General features: G+C 25.8%; 16 protein-coding genes and 1 pseudogene. 1 reads left to right on the forward strand and 16 read right to left on the reverse strand.

Annotated elements, in window-relative coordinates:
• Positions 1–2 precede the first annotated feature (2 nt).
• The 6 genes from cysE to RDY08_RS08895 form a co-directional block, all read right to left on the reverse strand.
• Positions 3–665: a serine O-acetyltransferase gene (gene cysE, locus RDY08_RS08870; RefSeq protein ID WP_307904018.1), complete on the reverse strand. Its 663-nt coding sequence runs from the start codon at positions 663–665 to the stop codon at positions 3–5.
• Positions 666–685: 20 nt separating this feature from the next.
• On the reverse strand, positions 686–1543 hold the full coding sequence (locus RDY08_RS08875; protein ID WP_307904019.1) for a nitrilase-related carbon-nitrogen hydrolase: 858 nt from the start codon (positions 1541–1543) through the stop codon (positions 686–688).
• A 155-nt stretch (positions 1544–1698) separates the two neighbouring features.
• Positions 1699–3246, reverse strand: a complete 1548-nt coding sequence (locus RDY08_RS08880; protein ID WP_307904020.1) for an AAA family ATPase — start codon at positions 3244–3246, stop codon at positions 1699–1701.
• A gap of 87 nt (positions 3247–3333) precedes the next feature.
• Positions 3334–4896 (reverse strand): citramalate synthase, encoded by a 1563-nt coding sequence (gene cimA, locus RDY08_RS08885; protein ID WP_307904021.1) that lies wholly within the window; start codon positions 4894–4896, stop codon positions 3334–3336.
• 6 nt (positions 4897–4902) lie between these two features.
• Positions 4903–5586: a 2-C-methyl-D-erythritol 4-phosphate cytidylyltransferase gene (gene ispD / locus RDY08_RS08890; protein ID WP_307904022.1), complete on the reverse strand. Its 684-nt coding sequence runs from the start codon at positions 5584–5586 to the stop codon at positions 4903–4905.
• Positions 5583–6368, reverse strand: coding sequence for a PIN/TRAM domain-containing protein (locus RDY08_RS08895; protein ID WP_307904023.1), 786 nt, complete (start codon positions 6366–6368; stop codon positions 5583–5585). The genes ispD and RDY08_RS08895 overlap by 4 nt, the downstream gene beginning before the upstream one ends.
• A 167-nt stretch (positions 6369–6535) precedes the next feature.
• Here RDY08_RS08895 and RDY08_RS08900 point away from each other — a divergent pair, with 167 nt between their 5' ends.
• Entirely contained in the window at positions 6536–7975 is a 1440-nt protein-coding gene (locus tag RDY08_RS08900; RefSeq protein WP_307904024.1) for a DDE-type integrase/transposase/recombinase, read from the forward strand.
• Positions 7976–8272: 297 nt separating this feature from the next.
• Here the strand turns inward: RDY08_RS08900 and RDY08_RS08905 are convergent, their stop codons facing one another.
• The 10 genes and pseudogenes from RDY08_RS08905 to RDY08_RS08950 form a co-directional block, all read right to left on the reverse strand.
• On the reverse strand, positions 8273–10393 hold the full coding sequence (locus RDY08_RS08905) for a cell division protein FtsA (protein ID WP_307904025.1): 2121 nt from the start codon (positions 10391–10393) through the stop codon (positions 8273–8275).
• Between the two features lie 25 nt (positions 10394–10418).
• On the reverse strand, positions 10419–12764 hold the full coding sequence (locus RDY08_RS08910; protein WP_307904026.1) for an endonuclease MutS2: 2346 nt from the start codon (positions 12762–12764) through the stop codon (positions 10419–10421).
• A gap of 607 nt (positions 12765–13371) precedes the next feature.
• Positions 13372–13938 carry an aminoacyl-tRNA hydrolase gene (gene pth, locus RDY08_RS08915; protein ID WP_307904027.1) on the reverse strand — a complete coding sequence of 189 codons (567 nt, stop codon included), beginning with the start codon at positions 13936–13938 and terminating at the stop codon, positions 13372–13374.
• A gap of 209 nt (positions 13939–14147) precedes the next feature.
• Positions 14148–15260, reverse strand: coding sequence for an MFS transporter (locus tag RDY08_RS08920; RefSeq protein ID WP_372339414.1), 1113 nt, complete (start codon positions 15258–15260; stop codon positions 14148–14150).
• Positions 15261–15824: 564 nt separating this feature from the next.
• Positions 15825–17177 (reverse strand): annotated as a pseudogene (locus tag RDY08_RS08925) (S41 family peptidase).
• Positions 17178–17508: 331 nt separating this feature from the next.
• The gene (locus RDY08_RS08930; protein ID WP_307904028.1) at positions 17509–19461 is read right to left on the reverse strand and encodes an alpha/beta hydrolase; all 1953 of its coding nucleotides are present in this window, start codon (positions 19459–19461) and stop codon (positions 17509–17511) included.
• Between the two features lie 101 nt (positions 19462–19562).
• A complete protein-coding gene (locus RDY08_RS08935) occupies positions 19563–19823 on the reverse strand; it encodes a hypothetical protein (RefSeq protein WP_307904029.1) in 261 nt (86 codons plus the stop codon).
• A 350-nt stretch (positions 19824–20173) separates the two neighbouring features.
• Positions 20174–21610, reverse strand: coding sequence for an alpha/beta hydrolase (locus RDY08_RS08940; RefSeq protein WP_307904030.1), 1437 nt, complete (start codon positions 21608–21610; stop codon positions 20174–20176).
• Between the two features lie 11 nt (positions 21611–21621).
• Complete coding sequence (locus tag RDY08_RS08945) at positions 21622–23013, reverse strand: alpha/beta hydrolase (RefSeq protein WP_307904031.1); 1392 nt, start codon at positions 23011–23013, stop codon at positions 21622–21624.
• A 24-nt stretch (positions 23014–23037) separates the two neighbouring features.
• Positions 23038–24708: an alpha/beta hydrolase gene (locus RDY08_RS08950; protein WP_307904032.1), complete on the reverse strand. Its 1671-nt coding sequence runs from the start codon at positions 24706–24708 to the stop codon at positions 23038–23040.
• Positions 24709–24880 lie beyond the last annotated feature (172 nt).

The following is a 24880-nucleotide window of genomic DNA, read 5'->3' on the forward strand; positions in this document are numbered from 1 at the left end:
TTTTAAATATCCTCCCTTTTTTCTATTCTACAATTTCCTCTACATTCTTTAAATTCTTTTATTAATATATGTACCTCTTTTTCAAAATCTTTCATTCTTTTCATAACTGGATCTGGCAAGTCTACATGGTCTAAATTAAGAATAGATGCTTTTACTTTTTCTCCATTCATTCTAACAATTCTGCCAGGAATTCCAACTACTGTTGCATTACTTGGTACATCACATAATATCACTGCATTTGCTCCAATATTAACGTTATCTCCAATTTCAAATGAACCTAATATTTTTGCTCCTGCTCCTACAATTACATTATTACCTATTGTTGGATGTCTCTTCCCATTTTCTTTTCCTGTTCCACCTAATGTTACACCTTGATAAAGTGTTACATCATCTCCTATTATTGTTGTTTCTCCTATTACTATCCCCATTCCATGATCTATAAAAAATCTTTTTCCTATTTTAGCAGCTGGATGAATTTCTATTCCTGTTAACATTCTAACCAAAAACATAATAAAACATCCTAATGCTGGTATTTTTATTCTATATAAGAGATGAGAAATTCTATAAAAAATTACCGCATGCAATCCAGGGTAAAGAAATAATATCTCTAAATAATTTTTCGCAGCAGGATCTCTTTCTTTTATAACTTTTATATCTTCAAACATCAATCCTCCTCCTATTATTCCTAATCTATATTTTCAAATTTATTTTTTTCTATTCTATTTAATTCTCTTAATGTCAAACTTATATCTTCATCTTTTAATGTTTGAGAATATATTCTAGCTCTTCTTATCTTTTGTTTTTCAACTTCTACAAATAGTAGTTCCTCTTCAAAATATTTTGCTTTTCCTTCTTCTACTCCAAAAGGATCAATTACTTCAGAACCACCCCAAAAATTAATTCCATCTTCATATCCAACTCTATTACTATATATAAGATATAAATTAAACATATCCGCATAAACTCTATTTATATTTTCCCAAGTTTTTATTGATGATAGCTTTTCTTTATCATTTATTCCTCTTGATGGGCTACTTGATAATACAAAAATATAGTCTGCTCCATCTTGTGCTAAAATATAAGCTGATGACATATGCCAAGCATCTTCACACACCAACATTCCTATTCTCCCAAATTTTGTATCAAAACTTCTAAATTTATTCCCTTTTGCAAAATATCTATATTCATCAAACATTCCATATGTAGGCAAATAAACTTTTCTGTGTATATGTTTTATCTCTCCATCCTCTACATAAAATGCAGAATTATAAAATTGATGATTTTTACTTTCTTCTACTCCACCAAAAATAATAGATATTTTTTTACTATATTCTAATATTTTTTCATAAAATTGTTCTTTCCATACTGCTACTACAGGCACCATATCTTTCAAACTATACCCTGTTACCGCAAGTTCTGGAAACACTATAATATCTGCACCATTTTCTATTGCTTCGTCTATATTTTTATACATTATATCTAAATTTTTTTCTACACTTCCAAGATAAGGCTTTGTCTGTGCTAATGCTATTTTAAGTTTCATCTATCCTCCTCCTAAAACTACTAAATAAAATATTCTTTCTATTTATATTTTTTTATCTTTTATTTTATCTTTTATTTGTGTAAATTAGTGTAAATTGGTGGCTAAATTTTTTCTTTTTAGCTTTTTTTCTTTTCATTATTCATTATAAATTATCCCTAAACTCCTATCTCGAATATCTCCTTTCCCGCTACATTTAATCTATCTTTTATATACTCTTTATTCTTATTAAAATTATAAAATATCATATATCCTTTGTTCAAATTTTGTGCTTCTAAATATCCACACAACTGCTCCCTTCCTTCTTGTTCATATTGTCCACCACGCCATATTTTCAACTCTATTACAAATTTCTTATTATTATATGTCACCACTATATCCATTCTATTAGAATGCCTTGTTTCTGATTCTACAAAATAAAACCCTGTTCCATTTATTATAGGCTTTAAAAATGCTAAAAATAGAAGTCTTCCCTCTCTTTCTACAAATTTTTCATCTATTTTTCTATATTCTGCTTTCATTAATTCTTGAAATTTAATTAAAACTAATTCCATATCTAAATCGCCGTTCTCATCTATAAATTTTCCCATATATTTATAGTTAAGCGCAGCTCCTTTTTTTATCTCTCTCATTGCTATCATATAATTATATAAACGTATTTCAAATATTTTGTTATGAATTATTAATTTATGGTTTCTACTCTCTCTAAATATTCCATACATTACTCCTAAATTATGAGCATCTAAATTATAATGTATTTCCTCTCCATCAAGAACTATTCTTTCTGCTAAATTATACAGTTCATCATATCTATTTATATTTTTTATCAAATCATCAAATAATGTATTATTTTCATTTAACATTATTTTAATTGCTTCTTCTAACCCTTTTTCACTAAAATCTCTATTTAATTTTTCATCTATTATTTTACACAATGCACTTACTAAAAATGGATAACCTGATGTAAATTCTCTTAGCTTTTTAGCCATAAAATCTATATCCATCTCTACTTTTGTTTCATTTGTATAATCTATTAACATTGTTTTAATCTCATCTGCACTAAAGCTCATATCTATATCAAAATCTACTGCTATATTCCAAGGACTATTATATTGCCTTTGTTCATCAGGTCGTAATTTTAATTTCATATTTTTTACATCATGTACTCCTGCTAATATTACACTATGGAATGTATAATCTTCGCCTTCATTTCTCATTAAGTATTTTGTTCGCAATATGCCAATAAAATTTAAAAATAGTTGATTATTACTACTTTTATCTACTTCATCTATCATTAAAATTACTTTTTTATCTATTTCTAATACTAAATCTGTTATAAAATCATCTAATTGCTTTATTTTTTCTACTTCTTTATAATTTTCAATAAAATCTACTATTTTATTTTTATTTAAAAACTTCATTTTTTTTACTATTAATTCTATAAAAGATTTTACAAATCTTGATTCACTTGCAAATTCTTCTCCCATCCCTTCAAAGCTTAATTTTATTAATAAATATTCTCTATTTTCTTTCAATCTTCTATCTAATAGATACATTGTTGTTGTTTTCCCAAATTGTCGTGGACGATTTATTATAAAATATTTTCTTTTCTCTATTAATTTTATTATCTTATCTAATTTTAACGAGGTATCTACCATATAATGTTCACTAGGAATACAAGTTCCTGTTATATTAAATTCTTTCATTATTTGTACCTCCGTTGTTTTATATGGTTTTAATTTTTTATTTTCTCTTTATCTTTTCATTGTCAATTTTCAATTATCCATTGTCCATCAATTATTCAAATAATATTCCACACTATCAATCAACGCTTCCCAACTTGCTTTTATAATATTTTCAGAAACCCCAACTGTTCCCCATCTCTCTCCTGTTAATTTATCTACAGTTTCTATTAAAACTCTTACTTTTGCTGCTGTTCCATCTTTACCATTTAAAACTCTTACTTTATAATCAACTAATTCCATATCTTTTATTTGTGGATAATGTGGTAATAGTGCCTTCCTAAGAGCTGCATCAAGAGCATTTACTGGTCCATCTCCTTCAGATACAGTATGCGTTTCTTTCCCATCTACATCTAATTTTATAGTTGCTTCAGATATCATTTTATTTAATTCTGTTCTTTCTATTATCATTCTAAAACTAATTAAATCAAAAAAGTATTTTCTTTGTTTCATTGCTTTTTTTAATAATAATTCAAAAGAGCCATCTGCTCCTTCAAATTCATACCCTTGATTTTCCAAAGATTTTATTGCCTTTATTACCTCTTTTACTACATTATCATTTTTATCCAATTTTATTCCAAGTTCATTTGCTTTGTACAATATATTACTTTTCCCTGAAAGGTCTGACACTAATACATTCCTTTTATTCCCAACTTTTTCAGGTTCTATATGCTCATATGTATGAGTATCTTTCATTATTGCACTTACATGAATTCCACCTTTATGTCCAAAAGCATTTCCTCCAACATAAGGCATATTTTCTGCTTGACTTCTATTTGATATTTCACTTACAAATCTTGATAATTTTGTTATTTTAGTTAATTTATCTCCAATAACATCATATCCCATTTTAATCATTAAATTAGGTATAATCTCACACAAATTAGCATTTCCACATCTTTCTCCATAGCCATTAATTGTTCCTTGTATTTGAATTCCGCCTTTTCTAACTGCCTCTATAGAATTAGCATTAGCTAATCCACTATCATTATGTGCGTGAATTCCAAACGGAGTTTTTATAACTTTTTTTATTTCATCAATAATTTCTGCTATTTCATAATATAAACTTCCACCATTTGTATCAGCCAATACAATTATATCTGCTCCACCTTTTTCTGCTGCTTTTAATACTTTTAACGCATATTCAGGATTTGATTTATATCCATCAAAAAAATGTTCTGCGTCAAAAAATACCTCTTTTACATTTTCTTTTAAATATTTTATAGAATCTTCTATTAATATTAAATTTTCTTCCAATGTTATTCCTAATGCTTTTTCTACATGCAAATCCCAAGTTTTTCCAAATATAGTTACAACGTCAGTTTCAGCCTCTATTAATTTTTTTATATTAACATCATCTTCTACTCTATTTTTAGGATGTCTCGTACTTCCAAAAGCTGCTATTTTAGAATGGTTCATTTTTGTTAATTTTATTAATTTAAAAAATTCTTCATCTTTAGGATTTGAACCTGGCCACCCACATTCTATATAATCAATCTCCATTTTATCAAGTTCTTTTACTATTCTCAGTTTATCTTCTACTGAAAAATTTATTCCTTTCATTTGAGAACCGTCTCTCAATGTTGTATCATAAATAAATATTTTTTTTCCCATTTAATTTCACTCCTTTTGCTTTAAAAACACTAAATCTTCTGGTGTTGTTATTTTTATATTATTATAATTTCCCTCTATTATTTCTATTTTTTCCCCAATATATTCCATTAATGAAGAATCATCTGTTCCATAATAATCATTTTCAAAAGCTGATTCATATGCCTTTTTTAATATCTGCGTTCTAAAAATTTGCGGTGTTTGTGCTGCTATTAATTTTTCTCTTTTAGGAGTATTTACAATATTTTTATTTTTATCTATCTCTTTTATTGTATCTTTTACTTTTACTCCTACCACTACTCCAGATATAGTACTATTTTTGTTTAATTTTTTATATCCTTCATCTATATAATTTTGTTTTATAAATGGTCTCACTCCATCTTGTATCCCAACTATACTATCGTTATCATCTATTAATTTTAACCCATTATATATAGAATCTTGTCTTTCTTTTCCACCTGCTACAATTTCTTTCACTTTTTTTAATCTATATTTTTTTATCATCTCTTTAACTTCTTTTATATAATCTTTATTAGTTACAATTATAATATCTGTAACTTTACTGTTTTTTTCTATCTCTTCTACTGTAGTTATAAAAATTGGTTTCCCTTTATACTCTAAAAATTGTTTTGGATAATCAAGCCTCATCCTTTTTCCTATACCTGCTGCCGCTACAATATAATAATATCTCATCTTCTCTTTATTTTCCCAAAAATCATTCTTCCTGCTGCTGTTGGATATACACTTGTTACCACAAGAGTAATAGTTCTTCCCAAAAATGGTCCTCCATCTTCTGCTACAACCATTGTCCCATCATGTAAATAACCAACTGCTTGTCCATCTCTATCTCCTTTTTTTATTAACTCTATTTCAAGTTCTTCATTTGGAATAACCACTGGTTTTAATGCATTTGATAATTTATTTATATTTAAAACTTTTACTCCTTGAATTGTTGCCACTTTATTCAAATTATAATCTGTTGTAACTACATCTCCATTTAACTCTTTTCCTAATTTTACAAGTTTTGCATCTACTTCTTTTATTTTATAATCTTTATCTTCCACAACTACTTTATTTGATTTGTTAGCTTGAATTGATTTTATTAAATCAAGTCCTCTTCTTCCTCTTGCTCTTTTCATATTATCTTCTGAATCAGCTAAATATTGTAGCTCCTCTAAAACAAAATTAGGAATAATAATTTCTCCTTCTACAAATCCAGTTTCTAATATATCTAATATTCTTCCATCAATAATTGCACTACTATCTAATATTTTACCTCTTCCTGTTTTTTCTGATTTTACAGATTTTTTTTCTTTATAAGCTTTCATTACTACATCAATAAAATATTCTATTCCCCATCCAGCTACTACTCCAAATAATATATATACAGATTTATCTCTTAGCATAAAGAAATTTGAAGCTTTGTAAAAAAGAAATACATTCACCAAAATTAAAATTAATCCCCTTACATTCATTTTTTCACTCTCCTCATAATTATGGTAGTGTCAAATAAAGTTTCCTTTTTAAGTCACTATCCTTTATATTTATTATCTTTGCGCGTTATATTTGACTCCTCCCCCAAAATAAGGTAATATTTTATTATAACCAGTAACAAAATACACCAAATTAGGAGGAGATTCTTATGCCAAAATATGTGTACACTTTGCTGAAAATTATTGCCATTCAACAAAAATTAATTATTGCTTTAATGATCTTTGCTCTAGGTAAAAAATTCGAGTTTCTTAATTCTAAATCTGATGATAAACCCATCGATAAAAAATACCATAGACTCATTGTTGATAAAATGCCTATTTTTAAAAAAATTGTTAAATTTGACTATAAAATACTTCTTGAACAATACCAACTTAAACACAATAAGCCTTTAAAACCCATTAAACGCAGAAAAGAAAGCTCCGTTCCCAAAAGCTTGATTTGCCCCATTTGTGGTGCTCCTCATATATATATTTATGATAACAACGGACATAAAGGTCAATTTAAATGTAAAATATGCAATACCAATTTCCATGAAAAAAATCACTTTGCAAAATTTGTTGTTTTTAAATGTCCTCATTGTGGCAAAACTCTTGAAAAAATTAAGGAGCGTAAAGATTTCTTCGTCCACAAATGTACAAATAAAAAATGCTCTTTTTATTTGAAAAATCTACAAAAAATGGATGCTGACGAAAGAAAAATTTATAAAAATGATCCTAGTAAATTTAAACTTCATTATATTTATAGAGAATTTACATTTGATTTTAATTCTCTTGATAAAGATTCTCTCGTTCCTATTCCAAGTGATTTATCTAAGATACAAGTTTCTCCTTATACATTAGGGCTTATTCTTTCTTACAATATTAATTTTGGTATCTCTGCAAGAAAAACTGCCAATTTATTAAAAGAAATTCACGGCATCAATATTTCTTATCAATCTATTTTAAATTATGCTAAAGCTGTCGCCACCAATGTTAAACCTATTATTGACAATTATCCCTATAAACTTTCTGACTCCATTTGTGGTGATGAAACTTACACTAAAGTCCTTGGTAAATGGAAATATATTTTCTTTTTCTTTGATACTAAGAAAAAAATTATTTTATCTCATTATACTTCTTCTTCAAGAGATACTAAATCTGCTTGCAAAGCTCTTATTGATGTTATTAGCAAGTATAGGGAGCTCCCTGAAGACTTCCAAGTCATTGTTGATGGCAACCCCATATACTTGCTAGCACAACAATTCTTTGCTCAACACGACATTAATTTTAACGTTGAACAAGTCATCGGTTTAACTAATAAAGATAAAGTTTCTAAAAAATTTAGGCCTCTTAAACAAATTATTGAAAGACTGAACAGAACCTTTAAAGAAAATTATCATTATACTAACGGTTACAATTCTCATTCTGGCGCTTTTACTTCTGTTACTTTATTTACAGCGTATTTTAATTTCCTTCGGCCTCATTCTTCTTTGGAAAATAACGTACCTGTTGTTATTCCTGAACTTACTGATTTACCCAACATGCCTGCTCGTTGGGGTAAACTTATTGAGTTATCTCAATATTTTATTCCTGAAAAACATATAGCATAATTTTTATAATTTTACTTCTGCCTTACCATTACTTTTTTCTCAAAAGTGATGGATTTTTCTGCTTTTTGTTTTTTATTTCTTTCTAATATTTTCAATTTAATTCTATAAAAAATCTTAGGGTTTTTTCATGATTTTAGCATAAATTTCTTCTTCTTTTTCTGCTTTTTATTTTTTTAGTTTTTCTCATAGTTTTCATAAACTTTTGACACTACCATAATTATTCATAATATGTTTGACCGACAAAAATATGTTTAGTTTTCTTCACACAACTATATGTAGTAGTATGATTTTAAAAATCTACTTTTTAAAAGTCTTAGCATAATACAACTTTATAACATCTCTATTTTTAATCGGTGTTATAAATTCTGCCTTTTTACCATTTAACTCTATTTGTAGCACTCCTCCTCTCTCTTTTATTAAATCTTCTGGATTGTAATAATTAAAAATATCTGATAATATTAATTTTGAGCTAGAACTTCCTGCAACTTCAATTCTATCCCCATTTTCTATAATATCTTCTCCAGAAGTTTTTTTACTGTTTTTTAATATTTCCACTCCTATTTTACCAAAATTTATAATTTCACCGTTTACAGTAACTTTAATCTCTTCGCTTTCTTCTGTTATATCCATTACATCTTTTACTTTTAGCATAGCTTTATCTATTTTTTTAGTTTCAAGTATATCGCCATTAAAAATTTCACTATTTAAATCTAATTCTTTATTATCTCTTAATAAAATTTCATTTGGAACTAATATTTCCATCTCTTTTCCATTTATATAAAATTTTAGACTATTTTCCGAATCTAATATATCTTTTGCTAAAAATTTTTCTTTAACTTCAATTTCATCATTATCTTTTATAAGATAATTATCAGCTTTAATTTCACCATTTACCTTTATAATTGGTTCTAATATCTTTTTTTCATCATTAATTTTTACCTCTATATTTTTATATTCTTTTTTTAAATTTTCTATATAAAAAACAGCATCTCTTCCTGCTCTTTTATAAATAATTTCTATCTCATCATTATCAAATATTTCATCTTCTAAACTTCTTTTTTCACCATTTACTTTTATAGTTGCAAGCTGTCCTATTTCCCCTTTTTCAAATCTCAATTTACCATTTAATTTGAATGTAATTGGATTCCCAGAACTGCTATATAGTTTTTTCATACTTAGCCCAGAAGACAACAGTGTATCTCTTAAAGTTATACTATTTTTAAATGAAAAAACTCTGTGTGAAATCCTATTAATTGTTACAGATATTATTTTAAATCCTCTTCCGTTTATTGCCATATTTGCAATCCCAACAGGTGTAATAAATTCTGCTGTTGTAAGCATATTTGTTTTATCTACCATATTTTTTATTATTTCTGTTCCTCTTACAGCTACTCTTTGTATTGGCAATGAAATAGCTTCACTTAAATTTTCTCTCAATAGCGGAATTAAGCTTCCTCCACCTATTAATATAATAGCTTGAGGTGCTTTCCCATTTAATTCGAGAATTTTATCAGCAATTTTATGTGATAATTCATGTATTACAGGTTCTATTTTCCCTAATATCTCTTTTTTATCTATTTCATATTCCATTCCTAAAATATCTGTATACCCAACTTTTTCTATATCTTTATTTAATTCTCTTTTTATTTTTTCAGCTTCTGAAAAATCTAATATATACTCTTCTGATATTTTTTCTGTTATTTCGTCCCCAGCCATTGGAACCATCTCATATCCAATTATTTTACCACTTTTAGTAACAGCAATATCTGATGTGCCTGCCCCTATATCTACCAATGCTAAGTTAAGTTTCCTCATATCTTCTGAAATTACCACACTTATTGCTGCAATTGGTTCTAATGTTAAATTAATTATCTCCAAATTAACTTTTTTCGCCATTGTGAATATACTATCCACAACTATTTTAGGTAAAAATGTAGCTAAAACTTCTACTTCTAATTTGCTTCCTTTTTGCAACTTTGGATTTTTTATATATTCATTATCCAATTTATATTCGCTTACAGTGTAACCTACACAATGATATTCTTTATATTTTTCACTTAAATTTATCATACTATTTTGTACTGCTATTAATTCTAAAGTAGCCACATTTTCTTCAGTTATTTCATATTTTGGATTAAATTCTTTTTCAGCTTTAGCACTTGATGTTACCAATGCTCTTCCTGCTACTGCTACTGCCACTTGTGTTACTCTGTTTTCTTCTCCATTTTCTATACTTTCTTTTATTTTTAATACCGTTTCAGATACTTTTTCTATATCATGAATTTGACCATCTTCCATAGCTCTTGTTTCATGCTCTAATGTTATTGATTTTTTTATTATAATTTTATTTTCTTCATAATCGACTAATAATCCAACTACATTTCTAGTCCCAACATCAAGAGCAAATAAATTTTTCATTGTATACCTCCAAAATCGTATGCTTTTATTTTAATTCAGCAACTGTTACTCCTAATCCGCCTTCATTCATATTCCCATCTCTAAAACTTGCAATATATCTGCTTGTTTTTATATACTTTTGTATTCCTATTCTTAATTTACCAGTCCCTTTTCCGTGAATAATATAAATTTCTTGATAATTATTTAGCATTGCTTTGTCCAAATAGTTATCTAAGTCAATTATTGCTTCGTCTAAAGTTTCTCCTCTTAAATCAATTTCACTTCTAACTCTTGACTTTGTAAATGCATAATTTTTTGACCTGCTTTTTTGTTTTTTCTTTTTTTCAATTTTTTTCACATCATCTATTGAAACCATTAATTTTAATATCCCTGCTTGTACCTGTATTTCTCCTTTTGATTCCATAACTTTTAAAACTATTGCATTTTGACCTAATTTTGTTAAAAATACATCTTCCCCAACTTTTATATCTATATGTTTGTTTCTTTTTTTGATTATTTTTACTGTTTTTTCTTTGTCTTCTACTAAAGATTTTCTTAACATATTTAAACTTTTTTGTGTCTCTTTTGCATCTTGTTTTATATTTTCTTCTTTTTGAATTTTATCTACCAAAGCTTTTGCTTTCATCTGCATATTTTTCAGTAATTCATCTGCTTTATCATACGCTTCTTTTAATGTATTATTTTTCTCTTTTTCTATCTCTTCTAATTTTTCTTCATATTCTCTAGTTTTTTTTTCAAAATCTGCTTTAAGTTCCTCTACTTTCAATTTTTCTGCTTCTATTTCTCTGCTTTTCTCTTCTATATTTCTTATCATATTTTCTACTTTTTTATCTTCTTCGCTTATATATTTTTCTGCTCTTTCTATTATATCAGGTTTTAATCCTAATTTTTTAGCAATTATAAGTGCATTACTTTTCCCAGGTATCCCCATTAATAGTTTATAAGTTGGAGATAACGTCTCTACATCAAATTCCATAGATGCAGTTTCTATCCCCTCTTCATTATATCCATAAGCTTTTACTTCACTATAATGAGTCGTTACTATTAATTTAGCATTTTTAGATTTTATATAATCAACAACTGCCATTGCAAAAGCTGCACCTTCTATAGGGTCTGTTCCAGAACCTAATTCATCTAATAATATCAAACTATTTCTAGTGGTTTTTTCTGTAATTGTTTTTATATTCTTTAAATGTGATGAAAATGAGCTTAAACTTTGCTCAATGCTTTGTTCATCTCCAATATCTGCATAAACTCCATTAAACATCCCAATATCACTTTGTTCATCTGCTGGTACAGGTATTCCAGATAGTGCCATAATAGTTATTAATCCTGCTGTTTTTAATGTAACTGTTTTCCCACCTGTATTAGGCCCGGTAATTAACATTATATTATATTTTTTACCAACTTCAAATGTAAGTGGAACGCTCTCTTCTTTCCTTAACAAAGGATGTCTTGCTTTTATTAATTTAAGATATTCTCTATCATTATATTTAGGTATTTTACAATCATTTTCTATAGAATACATTGCTTTTGAATTTAAAAAATCTATTTCTAAAATGTTTTCTGCTAAATTTTCAATTCCATCTCTATTATTTCTAATTGTATCTGTTAATCTAAGTAATAATTTTCTTATCTCTTCTCTTTCCCTTACTTCAAGTTCTCTTATTTTATTGTTTAAAGATACTACGCTAAGTGGCTCTATATAAATAGTTGCTCCACTACTAGACCTATCATGTTCTATTCCTTTTATTTGCCCTTTAAAATCTGCTTTTATTGGAATTACACATCTTCCATCTCTTATTGTAACTATTTTTTCTTGAATAGCTTTTGCATTATTTGGATTATTTACAATTTCGTCAAATTTTCTATTAATAGTATCATTTATAGATTTTTTTTGTCTTCTTATCTCTCTAATTTCTAAAGAAGCATCATCTTTTATCTCTTTATTTTCATCTACAACTTTGCTTATTAGTTCTTCTATCCCTTTATATATTGGAACATCTTTAAAAAATAGATATAATGCCCTATATTTATCTTTTAAACTTTCTATCTTATTTTTTGCTCTTCTAAAAAGCTTTAAATTTTCATTTATATAATAAAATTCTTCTGGTGAAAGATATGTACCAATAAGTTCTGTTTTTTCTATTACATTTTTTATATTTTTTAATCCTTCTAGCTCAATTCCAGCATCATATCTAAGTAAATCCATATAATCTTCAATTATTTTCATACTTTTTTTTATTTCATTTATATCTTTTAAAGGCTCTAAATTTAATATTCTATTTTGAACTTCTTCTGTATATACAAATCCTGATATAATATTTCTTATTTTATCAAATTCTAAAACTCTATAATCGTGATTGTCCATTATTCCTCCATGTTGTTTTGTGAGTAAAATCATAAAATTAAAAAAATAGCATAAGAACGTTTAAAAAATAATTTTCTCATATTTTGTTGTAAAAATGCTTGAAACGTTGCATACGTTGGGCGTAGTTTTTTATGTGGTTTTCATAAAAGAACCTTGAGCCTTTTAAAACAAAAAGGATAAGTTATTTTTAAGCCATTCCATAGCTTATTTTCTAAATAAATTTATACTTTCCTAACAAATTAAAATTTATAGTATATTTTTTTATATTATAGCATATAACATAGTTTTTTTCTATTTTTTTATAGGAATTTTATAGAATTTCGAAATGACAGTCTTATAGAACTAGGTCGATTTTTTAAGAGTTTATAGGATAATAATGTGTTCAGACTTTCTTAGAAAAAAGGGATGAATCATAACCATTTTTCTAAGAAAGAACTGGAAATTTATTTGTTCATAAGCGTAGCTTATTTTTCATTTACTAGAAAGTATAAATTTCTTCAGAAAATAAGCTACACCATTTTTTTGAAATATGCAATTTTTCAAGGCAAAATTTTTCAGAAACCAAAAATTTAGAAAAATATTTATACTCTACCAGATGAAGCGTAGTTTATTTTTTATTGTACTTACACATAATTTTTTCTAAATTTTCTTCTGTTACAAATTCATCTAATATTTTTAAAATAACAGTTAAATTCTCATCTATGTCTTCTCTTTCTGATTTACTAAATCTACCCAACACATAATTTACTGTTGCTTCTCTACTTTTGGATTTTCCTATTCCAACTTTTATTCTTGGAAATTTATCTCCAATATGTGAAATAATTGATTTTATACCATTATGTCCGCCTGCGCTTCCTTTTAATCTAATTCTTAATTTACCAATATCTAAATCCATATCATCATACACTACAATAATATCTTTTTCAGGATTTATTTTATAAAAATTTACTGCTTCCACTACAGAATTTCCGCTTAAATTCATAAATGTTTGTGGTTGTAATAATATTAATTTTTCCCCTTTATAATTTATTTCCCCAACTATTCCTTTAAATTTATTTTTAAAATTCGAAACTCCAATGTCATCTGCAAATTTTTTTATTGCTGCAAATCCTATATTATGTCTTGTATCTTTATATTCTTTACCTGGATTTCCTAGTCCTATTATTAATTTCATATTTCACACCTCTATTTTTATTTTTAACTTATAAAATCATATCATTTTTATATTAAAAAGTCAAAAGTAATATGAAAAGGATAGTGTCAAGTTTTTGTAGGAAAAACAATTTCAATTAAAAATTACAAATTTTATTCATTTAATTATACACTGCTTATTCTTTTAATCACATTTTTATATTCTAGCTACATATTTTATAATTCTTTTTCTTATTCTTTTATACTTAAATAATTTATATTTTGAAAATATAAATTAAGTAAAAATAATCCCCCAAAACAAGGAATTACCAATAAAGTAAATGATACGTTTTGAGAAAATATATCTCCTAATTTACCAAAAATTATATAAATTAATCCCGTAATAACTGAAGATGTAAAAGAAAACAATGATAGCAAAGAACTTCTGGATTCACTTGGAATCATCTTTTGAATAAAATTATCTTGTGAAATGTATGATATATCTGATAAAGCAGTTACTAATAATAAAACAATTAAACTTATAAAGCTATTATTAAAAATCAATAATAATAATAACAAAATATATAATATCGAAGAAGTTAATAAAATTTTATTAATTTTAAATTTAGAATTAATTTTTATAGAAATCTTATGCATTATAGCCGTTAGTATTTGTAAACTACCATAAATTAGAGCTATTTTTTCTATAGATAATTTTTGTGAATCAAATAAAGATTGACTTATAATGTAATAATAAGATGCAACAGCTTCTAATATAGAAGTTGCAATAATTAAAAGCCATAATTTATTAGCTTCTTCTTTTTCAAAAAAATTAATTAACTCTTTTAAAAAATCTATACTTTTCATATTAGATGTATCTATTATACTATCTCCTTTTTTTTCATAAACAAAAAGTAAAAAAATCCCTCCAATTAAAGTTGCTGTAAGAGTAGAAATATAAACAATTTCCCATGATATATTTTGGAGAAAAGCTCCTACTATAATTGATATTCCCAATAAAAAATTAACAATAGTGCTAGTATTCCCACTATATTTTAAATACTTATCTTCTTTTCCGTATAATTTTAAACTATCATAAAAAATAGCAGAATAAGTTCCAGAAAAAAAAGACATTGATATCCCCTCAAAAACAAAACTAATCCATATGGTAATAAAGTTATAATGAAAAATCATAAGTAATAAACTTAATATATTAAAAAAAACTGATATTAATAAAGTATTCTTTCTTCCCATTCTATCTCCTATTACTCCTGAAGGAAATTCAGTAAAAAATATAACAAAAAAGAGAGAAGATTGCAATAATCCTATTTTCATATTTGATATTCCTAAATAAATTAAAAACAAAATAAAAATCCCTCTTTGAAACACTAAAGAAGAAAAGCAATCCAATAAAACTAGATATTTAATATTTTTTTTATATTTAATATTCAATATTATTCACACCAACTTTCAATTCAATATTTTATAAATTTTTATATCTATTTTATGGTTCAACCACAAAAAGGTATTTTTAACCTTTTTTCAAAAAATCAGTCTAATAGAATCAATGGTTTGAGCAACAGTAATTTTAGAAAAAATATTAAAATTATAGTTCTTGTGGTCTAACCATTTTATAATAAATTTAACCCGAGTTTTATATTTGCCACTACATTGAGATTCCTGGTATTTTTTTGCATTAAGCCCTTAATTCCATTGAATTCGATTTGAAAAAAATTTAAAATTTTCTAACTGTTACAAAATCACATAAAACTCGGGTTAATAAGGAATGGCTTAAAAATAACCTTCCGATTTTGTTATAAAAGGCTCAAGGTTCTTTTATGAAAACCACATAAAAAACTACGCCCAACGTATGCAACGTTTCAACCATTTTTATAACAAAATATGAGAAAATTATTTTTTAAACGTTCCTTAATGTATTAAATTTTTTAATATATATGTTAATTGAGTATCTACACCATTTATTATATCATCAATTTTAGGCCTCACTATAATATCTGGAATAACTCCTCTTTTTATCTTCTTTTCACTTGGATCACTTAAATATTTATTTGAAATAGATATCAAAGTTTTAGTATACTTCGTTCTAAAAGAAATTGCATTTCCATAATCACTATATCTAGTTCCACTTTCTTCGCCTATAATTGTTCCTAATTTATAAGCTTGGACCATTCCTAAAAATGAAGTTGCACTTGAAAAACTTCCTCCATTTGCAAGAACAAATACCTTCCCACTATATCTGTTTATACCACATACTTCTTTTACATTACTTTTTAAAATTTTTCCATTTTGTTTATCAGTTATTTCATTTCAGTTGTAACTATTCTTATGAATACCATATTTGTTTTGATCTTTTTTTAACTCTTTACAAACCTTTACTTGAATATAAGAAAACACTCTGATTTTTTTATTTGTAATATATCTGCCTAATAATTCACCACAATCACTATTTCCACCGCCATTATCTCTAATATCTATTATTAAATTATTTATCCTTTTCTTTTTTAATTCCGAAAATGATTTCTCTAAAAAAGAAAAATACTCTTGATCATAATCAAATGTTTTTATTCTCATAATTGCTACTTTTGATGAAATTTGTTTAAAACTATATTTCTTCTCTTCTTTTATAAATATTTTTTTATACTCTTTTACACCAATTCCATTTATAATTTTTTTCTTTATAAGATTATCTTTTTTATCTCTATAAACGATTTCATACTGCTTTGTAGGGTTATATAATAAATAATAATACATAAAAAACTCATTATTTAATTTGAATTTTTTCCAACCAATTGTATCATAAGATATATGCTCAGATATATTTTTTATAATTCTATCAACAGGATTATTATTTATTTTTAAAATTAGAGAACCTTTGGTTATTTTATTATTATAATCTTTTATCAAATATACTTTATTTCCGATTATATAAAATTTAAAAGGTAAGAATTTAACATCTCTCTTTAAAAATTTTCCTAATTCTAGGAAAACTGTAGTATGCCCATCTTTAATTTTAGCCATCAAAGAAGCTAAAAATGCAACTGCTTCTCTCTCAGAAATAGTATCATTGAATTTTTTGAATTTTTTTTCTATATAGTTATTCAATTCTTCTTTTTTTACACGAGCATAAAAATTTACATGAATGTCTTCTCCTTTTTTCACTACATCTTTTACTTCTTTTAAAAACATCTCCTTACTTATCGCTGCATTAGTCAAATTACTAAAATAAAACATTGCCAAAAATATAAAAACCATTTTTTTCATATTATACTCCTCCCTATTGTAATGGTAGTGTCAAATAAAGTTGCCTTTTTAAGCCACTATCCTTTATATTTATTATCTTTGTACGTTATATTTGAATCCTCCCCCAAAACAAATGACTATTTAGGAACGGCTTAAAAATAACCTTCCGATTTTGTTTTAAAATACGCAACGATTCAAGCGTTTTTATAACAAAATATAAAAAAATATTTTTTAAACGTTCTTTAATGCTAAATTTTATTTCTATACAATAATTTTTAATGTAATTTTAAATACTTTTCCCACACCAACTTTCTCCTACAATAGCTATTTTTTATAGTTTTGTTTTTTTAGTCTATTTTTCCGGAATTATAGTCAATATACTATGATCCGGTAATACATAATAATTGCTTCCTCTGCTTATTTCTTGTCGTACATTCTCAAGATCAAAATTCATCTCTTTTTTATTGCCATTTCGATCAATATATTTTAATTTTACATATTTTTCTTCATCTTCTAAATGCTTCCATCCTTTAATATCGTGCTCTTTTAAATATTTATCAATTTCCTGTTTTATTATCTCCATATTTTGAGCATTAATATTAATTTCATTTAAACTTAAAATAGTTTCTCCATTGCTTTTTAAGATGTAGTTTAAATTTTTTTTATAAATATAGTTCATCAGTTCATTTTTTTGTATAAAATTAGATCCATAAACTGAAATAAAAGCTTTTTTATTAACCTCTTCAATAAATTTATTTACCACATTATAATACTCTATTGAATTTTTAGTTGACATCAACATCCTTAAATACTTTTCTTTTAATTCAGATTCAATATTAAAATAATTATCATTATTATTTAATATTTTTACTATAAATAAAAAATTAAATATTTTTAGCGAAGTAGTCAGTCTTGGAATTGGTTTTATTTTATACCACCAATTATCAATATAGTTATTTTTAAATTCTTTTTCAAAATTCTTTTTATTAAAAATATGCCAATTACTACTTTCAATATGATATACTATAGAATTATCAATTAATTCTTCCATAAATTTCAAAGGAAAGTAATAATATTCTCCTTCTTTTATAAATTTTTGTTCATAATTATTTAATTTTCTATTATTTTTAACAATTTCATTTTTTGATATATTAAATATTAAATTGTTGCCTGCATTCATTTCAGAAATTCTTATTTTATCATCTGTTTCCTTTTTTTCAAGTTTATTATTTATAACTTTAAGTATCTTATATGCACTATTAATAGAAATAAAATCAATTCCTTTAAATTCTCTAATATTAATATTTTTTACTTTTATTCCATAATTTGCTTTTTGTCCTAAAAGTGTTGAATCTAAAAATATATTTATACCACTTGCTATATCTTTTTTAAACATTTCATAATTTAATTTTAATTTTTTCTTTACTCCTTTATAGTTAATTTCTATTTCAACTTTATTTTCTCCATAGAAATATAGTTTTCCGTCATTTGTTATTTCTGCCTTTGTATCCCCAATAATTTTATAATCAGCTAAATTATAAAGAGAATATTTCAAACCGTTATTCCATTTGATAATTGGATTTATCTGAATATAACTTCCATAAGCTTTTACAACATAATACTCAACATCAATATCCGCTATATCTTTCTTATCTTTTCCAAAAAAAAATATATACGGATATTCAACCCTTTCACTCCAAGCCTCTGGTGTATGATCTTTATCTTTTGCTTCAAAATACAATATATCTTTTCCAAGTATATATCCCTTTCTTTCAAGTATATCTATTATATTTTTCAAACCATACATATAGAATCCTCTACCACCTTCTTTAGTCCCTCCATCAAGCCAAATTTTAATATCTTTTTTGGGTTGTTTCTCTAAAAATTCATACAATCCTTCAAACTGCGGTAAAGATATAGCTCCTGCCATTGATATCAAATCCGAATTTAAAATTGTCAACATCAAAGATGAACTAGCGCCACCTGAAGAACCCATTATTGCTCGATTTTTTCTATTTGCTAAAGTTCTATACTTGCCATCAATAAAAGAAATTATTTTTCTAATATTAGGAAATCTACTATATATTCCAACAACAATTACTTCTGGAATTTTTTTTTCTTTAATTAATCTACTTATATTTTCATCTATCTTCCATTCACCATCTGAAGCTGTACTTTTACAAAACATATCCTGTCCATCTAACATATATATTACGGGATAGTTTTTATTTGTATTTTTGTAGTTTTCAGGAAGTAATATTTGCATTTTAAAACCATCAACTTCATCAAGTTCTATATTTTTCATCTTTGCAACGCCACTTATCTCTCTTCCTTTACTCTTCCTTTTTTTCTTATCAACCAAAACAACTTTAAAAGTAAATCCAAGCATAGGAGGAATTGAAATTTCTATATCTTATTATTACTTTCCAATTTTTTTATCTTCTTAAATTTTACTCCTACACTCCTTTTCATATATACTTCAATATGATCTAAACTTTCATCTTTTTCAACATTCCAAGATAATTTTATTTTATTAATCTCAGATTTTAATTGTAAATTATTTACTTCTTTTTTATAAGGTAATTCTGTATTACTATTTTTATAAGTTAAATTGGCACATCCTATAATTAAAATATTTAAAAACAGTAATAAAAGTAATTTTTTCAATTATATTTCCTCCTTAAAATACTAATTTTTGTAAAAGATATTATTTCACTAAAATTTCATAAAAGTTTTAAATTTACATTTTTATTTTTTCTAAAAATAATTGTTCTATTTTATCAAATTCACATTTTAAGTTTTTTTCCATTCTAATATAGTAAGTGTTTTTTATCTTTTTTTCTATCCACCCAATATCTTTAATTAAAATTTTAATAAATTTATACCTTTTTTCTTCTACTTTTTCTGAATAAATTTTATTGCATTATTTATATTTTTTATAATTAAATTTTCCAATGACCATCTAACCATTCTAACTTCACTCTCCCAATAAAATCTAAAATTAATAAAATTGTTTTTTAGTTATACTTTTTTCTAAATTTATATCCATTTTTAGCTTTTTCAATTTCTTTATAATCAATTACAGTTTTTATTTTTTTCCCTTTAAAACTTATCTCTACTTTTGAATTTTTTTTAGCAATAGGTTTAAATTTCCAACTACTGTTAATAAATTCAACTCTTCCATCTAAACTCTTATACTTTGCTCCATCAAAAAGTGTGTATTTAGCTCCACTTTCTGTTTCAACTATAGCATTAAGATAATAATCAAAGCCTGTTCCTTTATCATTTATTACATGAGATACATTACTTGTAACATTTAACATTTTTGTTCCTTTTGGATTTAGAAATGTCATTATTGGATATATTATAAACTTTTTCCAGTTATTATAGTCATGATATCCATCACTATCTTGATAGAAAAAAATATTTTTTCCATATTTATATCCTTGATTTGACCACAATTTAAGTAACCTAAATGTTTCATCTCCATATTCATGAGTTCCTTGAGAAATCCATATCCTTATATTACGTTTCCCAATTTTTTTAATATCATCTAAAAATTGATATTCTCCCGAATCAAATGATAACGACAAAGCTCCCGCAAATGAAAATATATCATCATAATTATAAAGTAGCCATAAAGATATGTAAGCTCCATATGAAAATCCGATTAAACCCCGGTTTTCTCTATTTGGAATTGTTCTATATTTAGTGTCAATAAAAGGAATAATTTTATTAACAACATAATTTCCATATTCTTTAGAAAGAGATTTTTCATTTTGTCCCAAATAAGGAACATACTCTTGTCTTCTTTTGTTTGTTGAATAAATCGCAACTACTATAACCTCTTTCATCTTTCCAGATTTTACATATTTATCTATGCTCTCATCAACCATACAGTCCATTCCTTCCGCATATTTTATTAGCATAGCCTGACCATCTTGTGCATAAATAACTGGATATCTCTTGTCCAAATTTTTATTATATCCAGGCGGAAGATACACCGCTACTTTCCTCCCACCTATTTTTTCCATAATAATATTTTTCTGAATTTTATAAACCCTATTAAACTCTCTTTTAATCTCAGTTCCATCCTCATATTGTACAATAAAAGAATAGTTAAAAGTCTCATAAGCAGGATGTTCAAAATCATATCTATTTTTCTTTGGTGATATTTTAATAGGCTCTTCAATATCATCTTTGCTTATAATCTCAAGTTCTCCTATATTCCCACTATACTCTTTTTTCTTTAATATTATCTTTTTACATTTTTTAGGTGAATATATTTTCCATTTAAGTGTCAAGTGTGAAGATTCTCCCTCAAGTGTTACAAATTTAAATCCTTTTTCATATTTGCCCGAACTCACCTTTTTTTCTCTTATAGAAAGTATCGTACACCCTGCCATTGCAATTCCAAAAATTATAATTATCACAACTATTTTGATATTCCTCATTAAACTCCCCCTTACCTTCTTATCCCAAGCCTTTTTTCCTCGTTATTTATCTCTTTTTTTTCAATTTTTATTTTCTTTTTTATATTCCCATACTTTACTTCAATTTCAAAATCCTTATTCTGTAAAAATTTAAAATTCCCCCATTTATCTATGTTTCCCGCTTTATTATCTAAACTAAAATATTCTGCACTCCCAAGTAGTGAATATTTCACACCATCATCTAAAATAGCTACAGGATTTACCATTTCCGAAAGTTCATTTGTTCGAGAAGATACTCCTACTTCTACTTCAGGTTTTATTTCAACTACTTTTCTTTCTAATTTTTTCCCTTTAAATAGAAGTATTGGATATTCTATTCTTTCTTTCCATGAAGTAGAAAAATGTTCTCCATCTTTTACTTCATAATAAAATAGATCTTTTCCATACACATACCCTTTTGAAAGCAATATCTTAATCATCTTTCTTGGCTTTGGGTCCCATTCACTTGTTCCAACATCAATCCATATTTTTACATTTTTTTTCGGAGTATTTTTCATCTCTTCAAATATTTTATCATTTCCAAGTTCATATGAAGGTGAAACAGAAACTATCATAGAAAAAAGATTGCTATAGTTTATCCCTTCCCATAATGAGTATAATCCAGCTGTAGAACACCCTACAACTGCTCTATTTTCTTTTGTAGGAATTGTTCTATATTTACCATCTATATATGGAATAAGTTTTTTTTCTATAAAATCACCTAACTCTTTTGATTTTGATTTTTTAAAATTTCCATACTTCTGCTGCTGTTTATCTTCATATGGAATATATTCTTCAGCCCTATTTCTATTATAGATGGCAACTACTATACTCTCTTCTACCTTGTCTTTTGCAATAAGTCTATCCATTATTTTATCTATTTCCCAGTTGTTACCCAAATATGTCGTAGTAAACATAGACTGCCCATCATGCATATATATAACAGGATACCTTTTACTTTTATCTTTTTTATAACTTGGAGGCAAGTATATCTCCATTTTTCTTCCATCAACTTCATCTAAAAACACACTATCATGCTTTGCTGTAGCTGTTATACTTTTCCCTTTACTTTCAGTTCCATCTTTATATTTTAAACTTACTTTATACTCCATTAAAAGGTATGCAGGATGTTCAATTTCAATGGAATTTTCATTTGGAGAAAGCTCTCTAATACGTTTAAAATATTTTCTAAAATCATCATAATTTCTTTTTATCTCTATTTTGGCAACTCTCTTATCTTTTATCGTATCCCATGTCAGTTTTATTTTTTTAATTCCTTCTTCCACTCTCAAGTTTTTTACTTCACTTTGTTTTTCTACACGTAGCGAACTACATCCTATAATAAAAAACAATGCAAAAATTACGATAAATATAATTTTTTTCATATTTCCTCCTACTAAATTTTTAAATTATTTTATAATTTTTTCTTCAATAACTTTTTCATTTTCACCAATAAGTCTTATCTTAAGCTCATACTTTTTATCAAAATCAAGTTTAGTATCAAATTTTTCAAGATACGCTGGTTGATAACCAATATATTTAAACTTATCTTTTTCCCGTTGTTTTGCCCATACCTCTATACGATTTGATGACTCATACCTATTTAGTTTCCAATTTAAAATGATTTTTCCATTATTTATATTCCAATTTAAAGAATCTATTTTTATACTTGTATTTTTAATTATCTTAGTTTTTTTATATGGTAATACTTCTACTATTTTTTCAACATTACTATAAGTTACTTTTACACGACATGGTAAATTATTCAAAAATTTAAATTCCCCATACTTATTAATTTTTCCATTTTCCTTATCAATAACTTCATATTTTGCTAAATCCATAAGCGAATACTGTATCCCACGTTTTGTTGTAAATACAGGATTTATAATAGTTGTTACCCTACCAGGTTTATAACTTTCAGGAGTACCATATGGTCTTGGTTCTACTCCAAATCCATAAATTCTTTCAATTTCAATTCTAAATTCACCATTATCATCAGTACCATTTTCAAAAAATAAAAGTGGGTCCATTTCTATTTTTCTCCATGAGTCTACATGATGATATTCATCATTTCCTTCATAGTATATTATATCTTTACCATACTTATAACCTATATTTTCATATGCTTTTACCGCCATTCTTCCATTCATTTGCCATTCATTTGTTCCTGTAAATATATAGACTTTTTTATCTGTTTTTTTATTATTTTTGATTTTTTCTATTTCAGCAAAATCACCTACATAAAAAGCTGGAGATAAAGAAGCACTATTTTTAAACAGTTTTGGGTAAGTTTCACCTATATAGTTTGAAAGAAGCCCACCATGTGATACTACATATATAGTTCTTCCATCTGCTCTTTTTATTGTTCTATATTTCTTATCAACATAAGGAATTACTTTTTCTGCTATAAATTTTGAATATTCTACTCCACCAGGATTTGCTACACCTGCATTTTTTACATCTTTATATGGAAGAAATCTTCTATATCTGTCCACGGGACTCTCTATTCCAATAACTATCATATCACTAAGTTTATCCTTGTTTAGTTCAATCATTTCATCAAACATCAATTCATCTTCACTCATATTTAGCTCAAAATTATCCATACCATCTAAAAGATATACCACAGGATATTTTTTTTCTTTGTTAGTATTATAATTTTTAGGAAGTATAACCTCTAATTCAATTCCTAAACCATTATCTAATATTACTGAATTATGCTTTCCAATTACATCAAATGTATCACTTTTCTTTTGTATTCCATCTTTGTATGTAATTTTAAAATAGTATTTTAACTTTGCAAATGTTGGTTGTTGAACATCTGTAAAATCATAATCAAAAGGTAATTCTTTTAGCTTATAATATTTATTACTAGCATATTCCAAATTTCTAAAAAGTTCTATCTTTTCAATATTGTTTTTATTTTGTAAATTCCATTTAATTCTTGAAAATTTATCTCCTGATTCAATTGTTATTTGAGTTGGCATATACTTAATTTGTGTTTTGCTTTTATCTTTTTCTAATGAAGTACATGCAATCATTGTTGACAATAAAAAAATCATAAATATATATTTCATCATTAACTCCTCTCTTATTTTTGAATTGACAATTTTTTCTTTTTTTTCATTCTATCATGTCCGAGTTTTTTTATATGATTTATTAAATAACCTATCCAACTTTCCTAACAAAAAATAAACCACACCTATTTTTTCTAAGAACTAAATATGAAATTATTTATCCACTCCTCAATTA

The organism is Haliovirga abyssi (genome assembly GCF_030295325.1).
In the GTDB taxonomy this organism is placed as follows: domain Bacteria; phylum Fusobacteriota; class Fusobacteriia; order Fusobacteriales; family Haliovirgaceae; genus Haliovirga; species Haliovirga abyssi.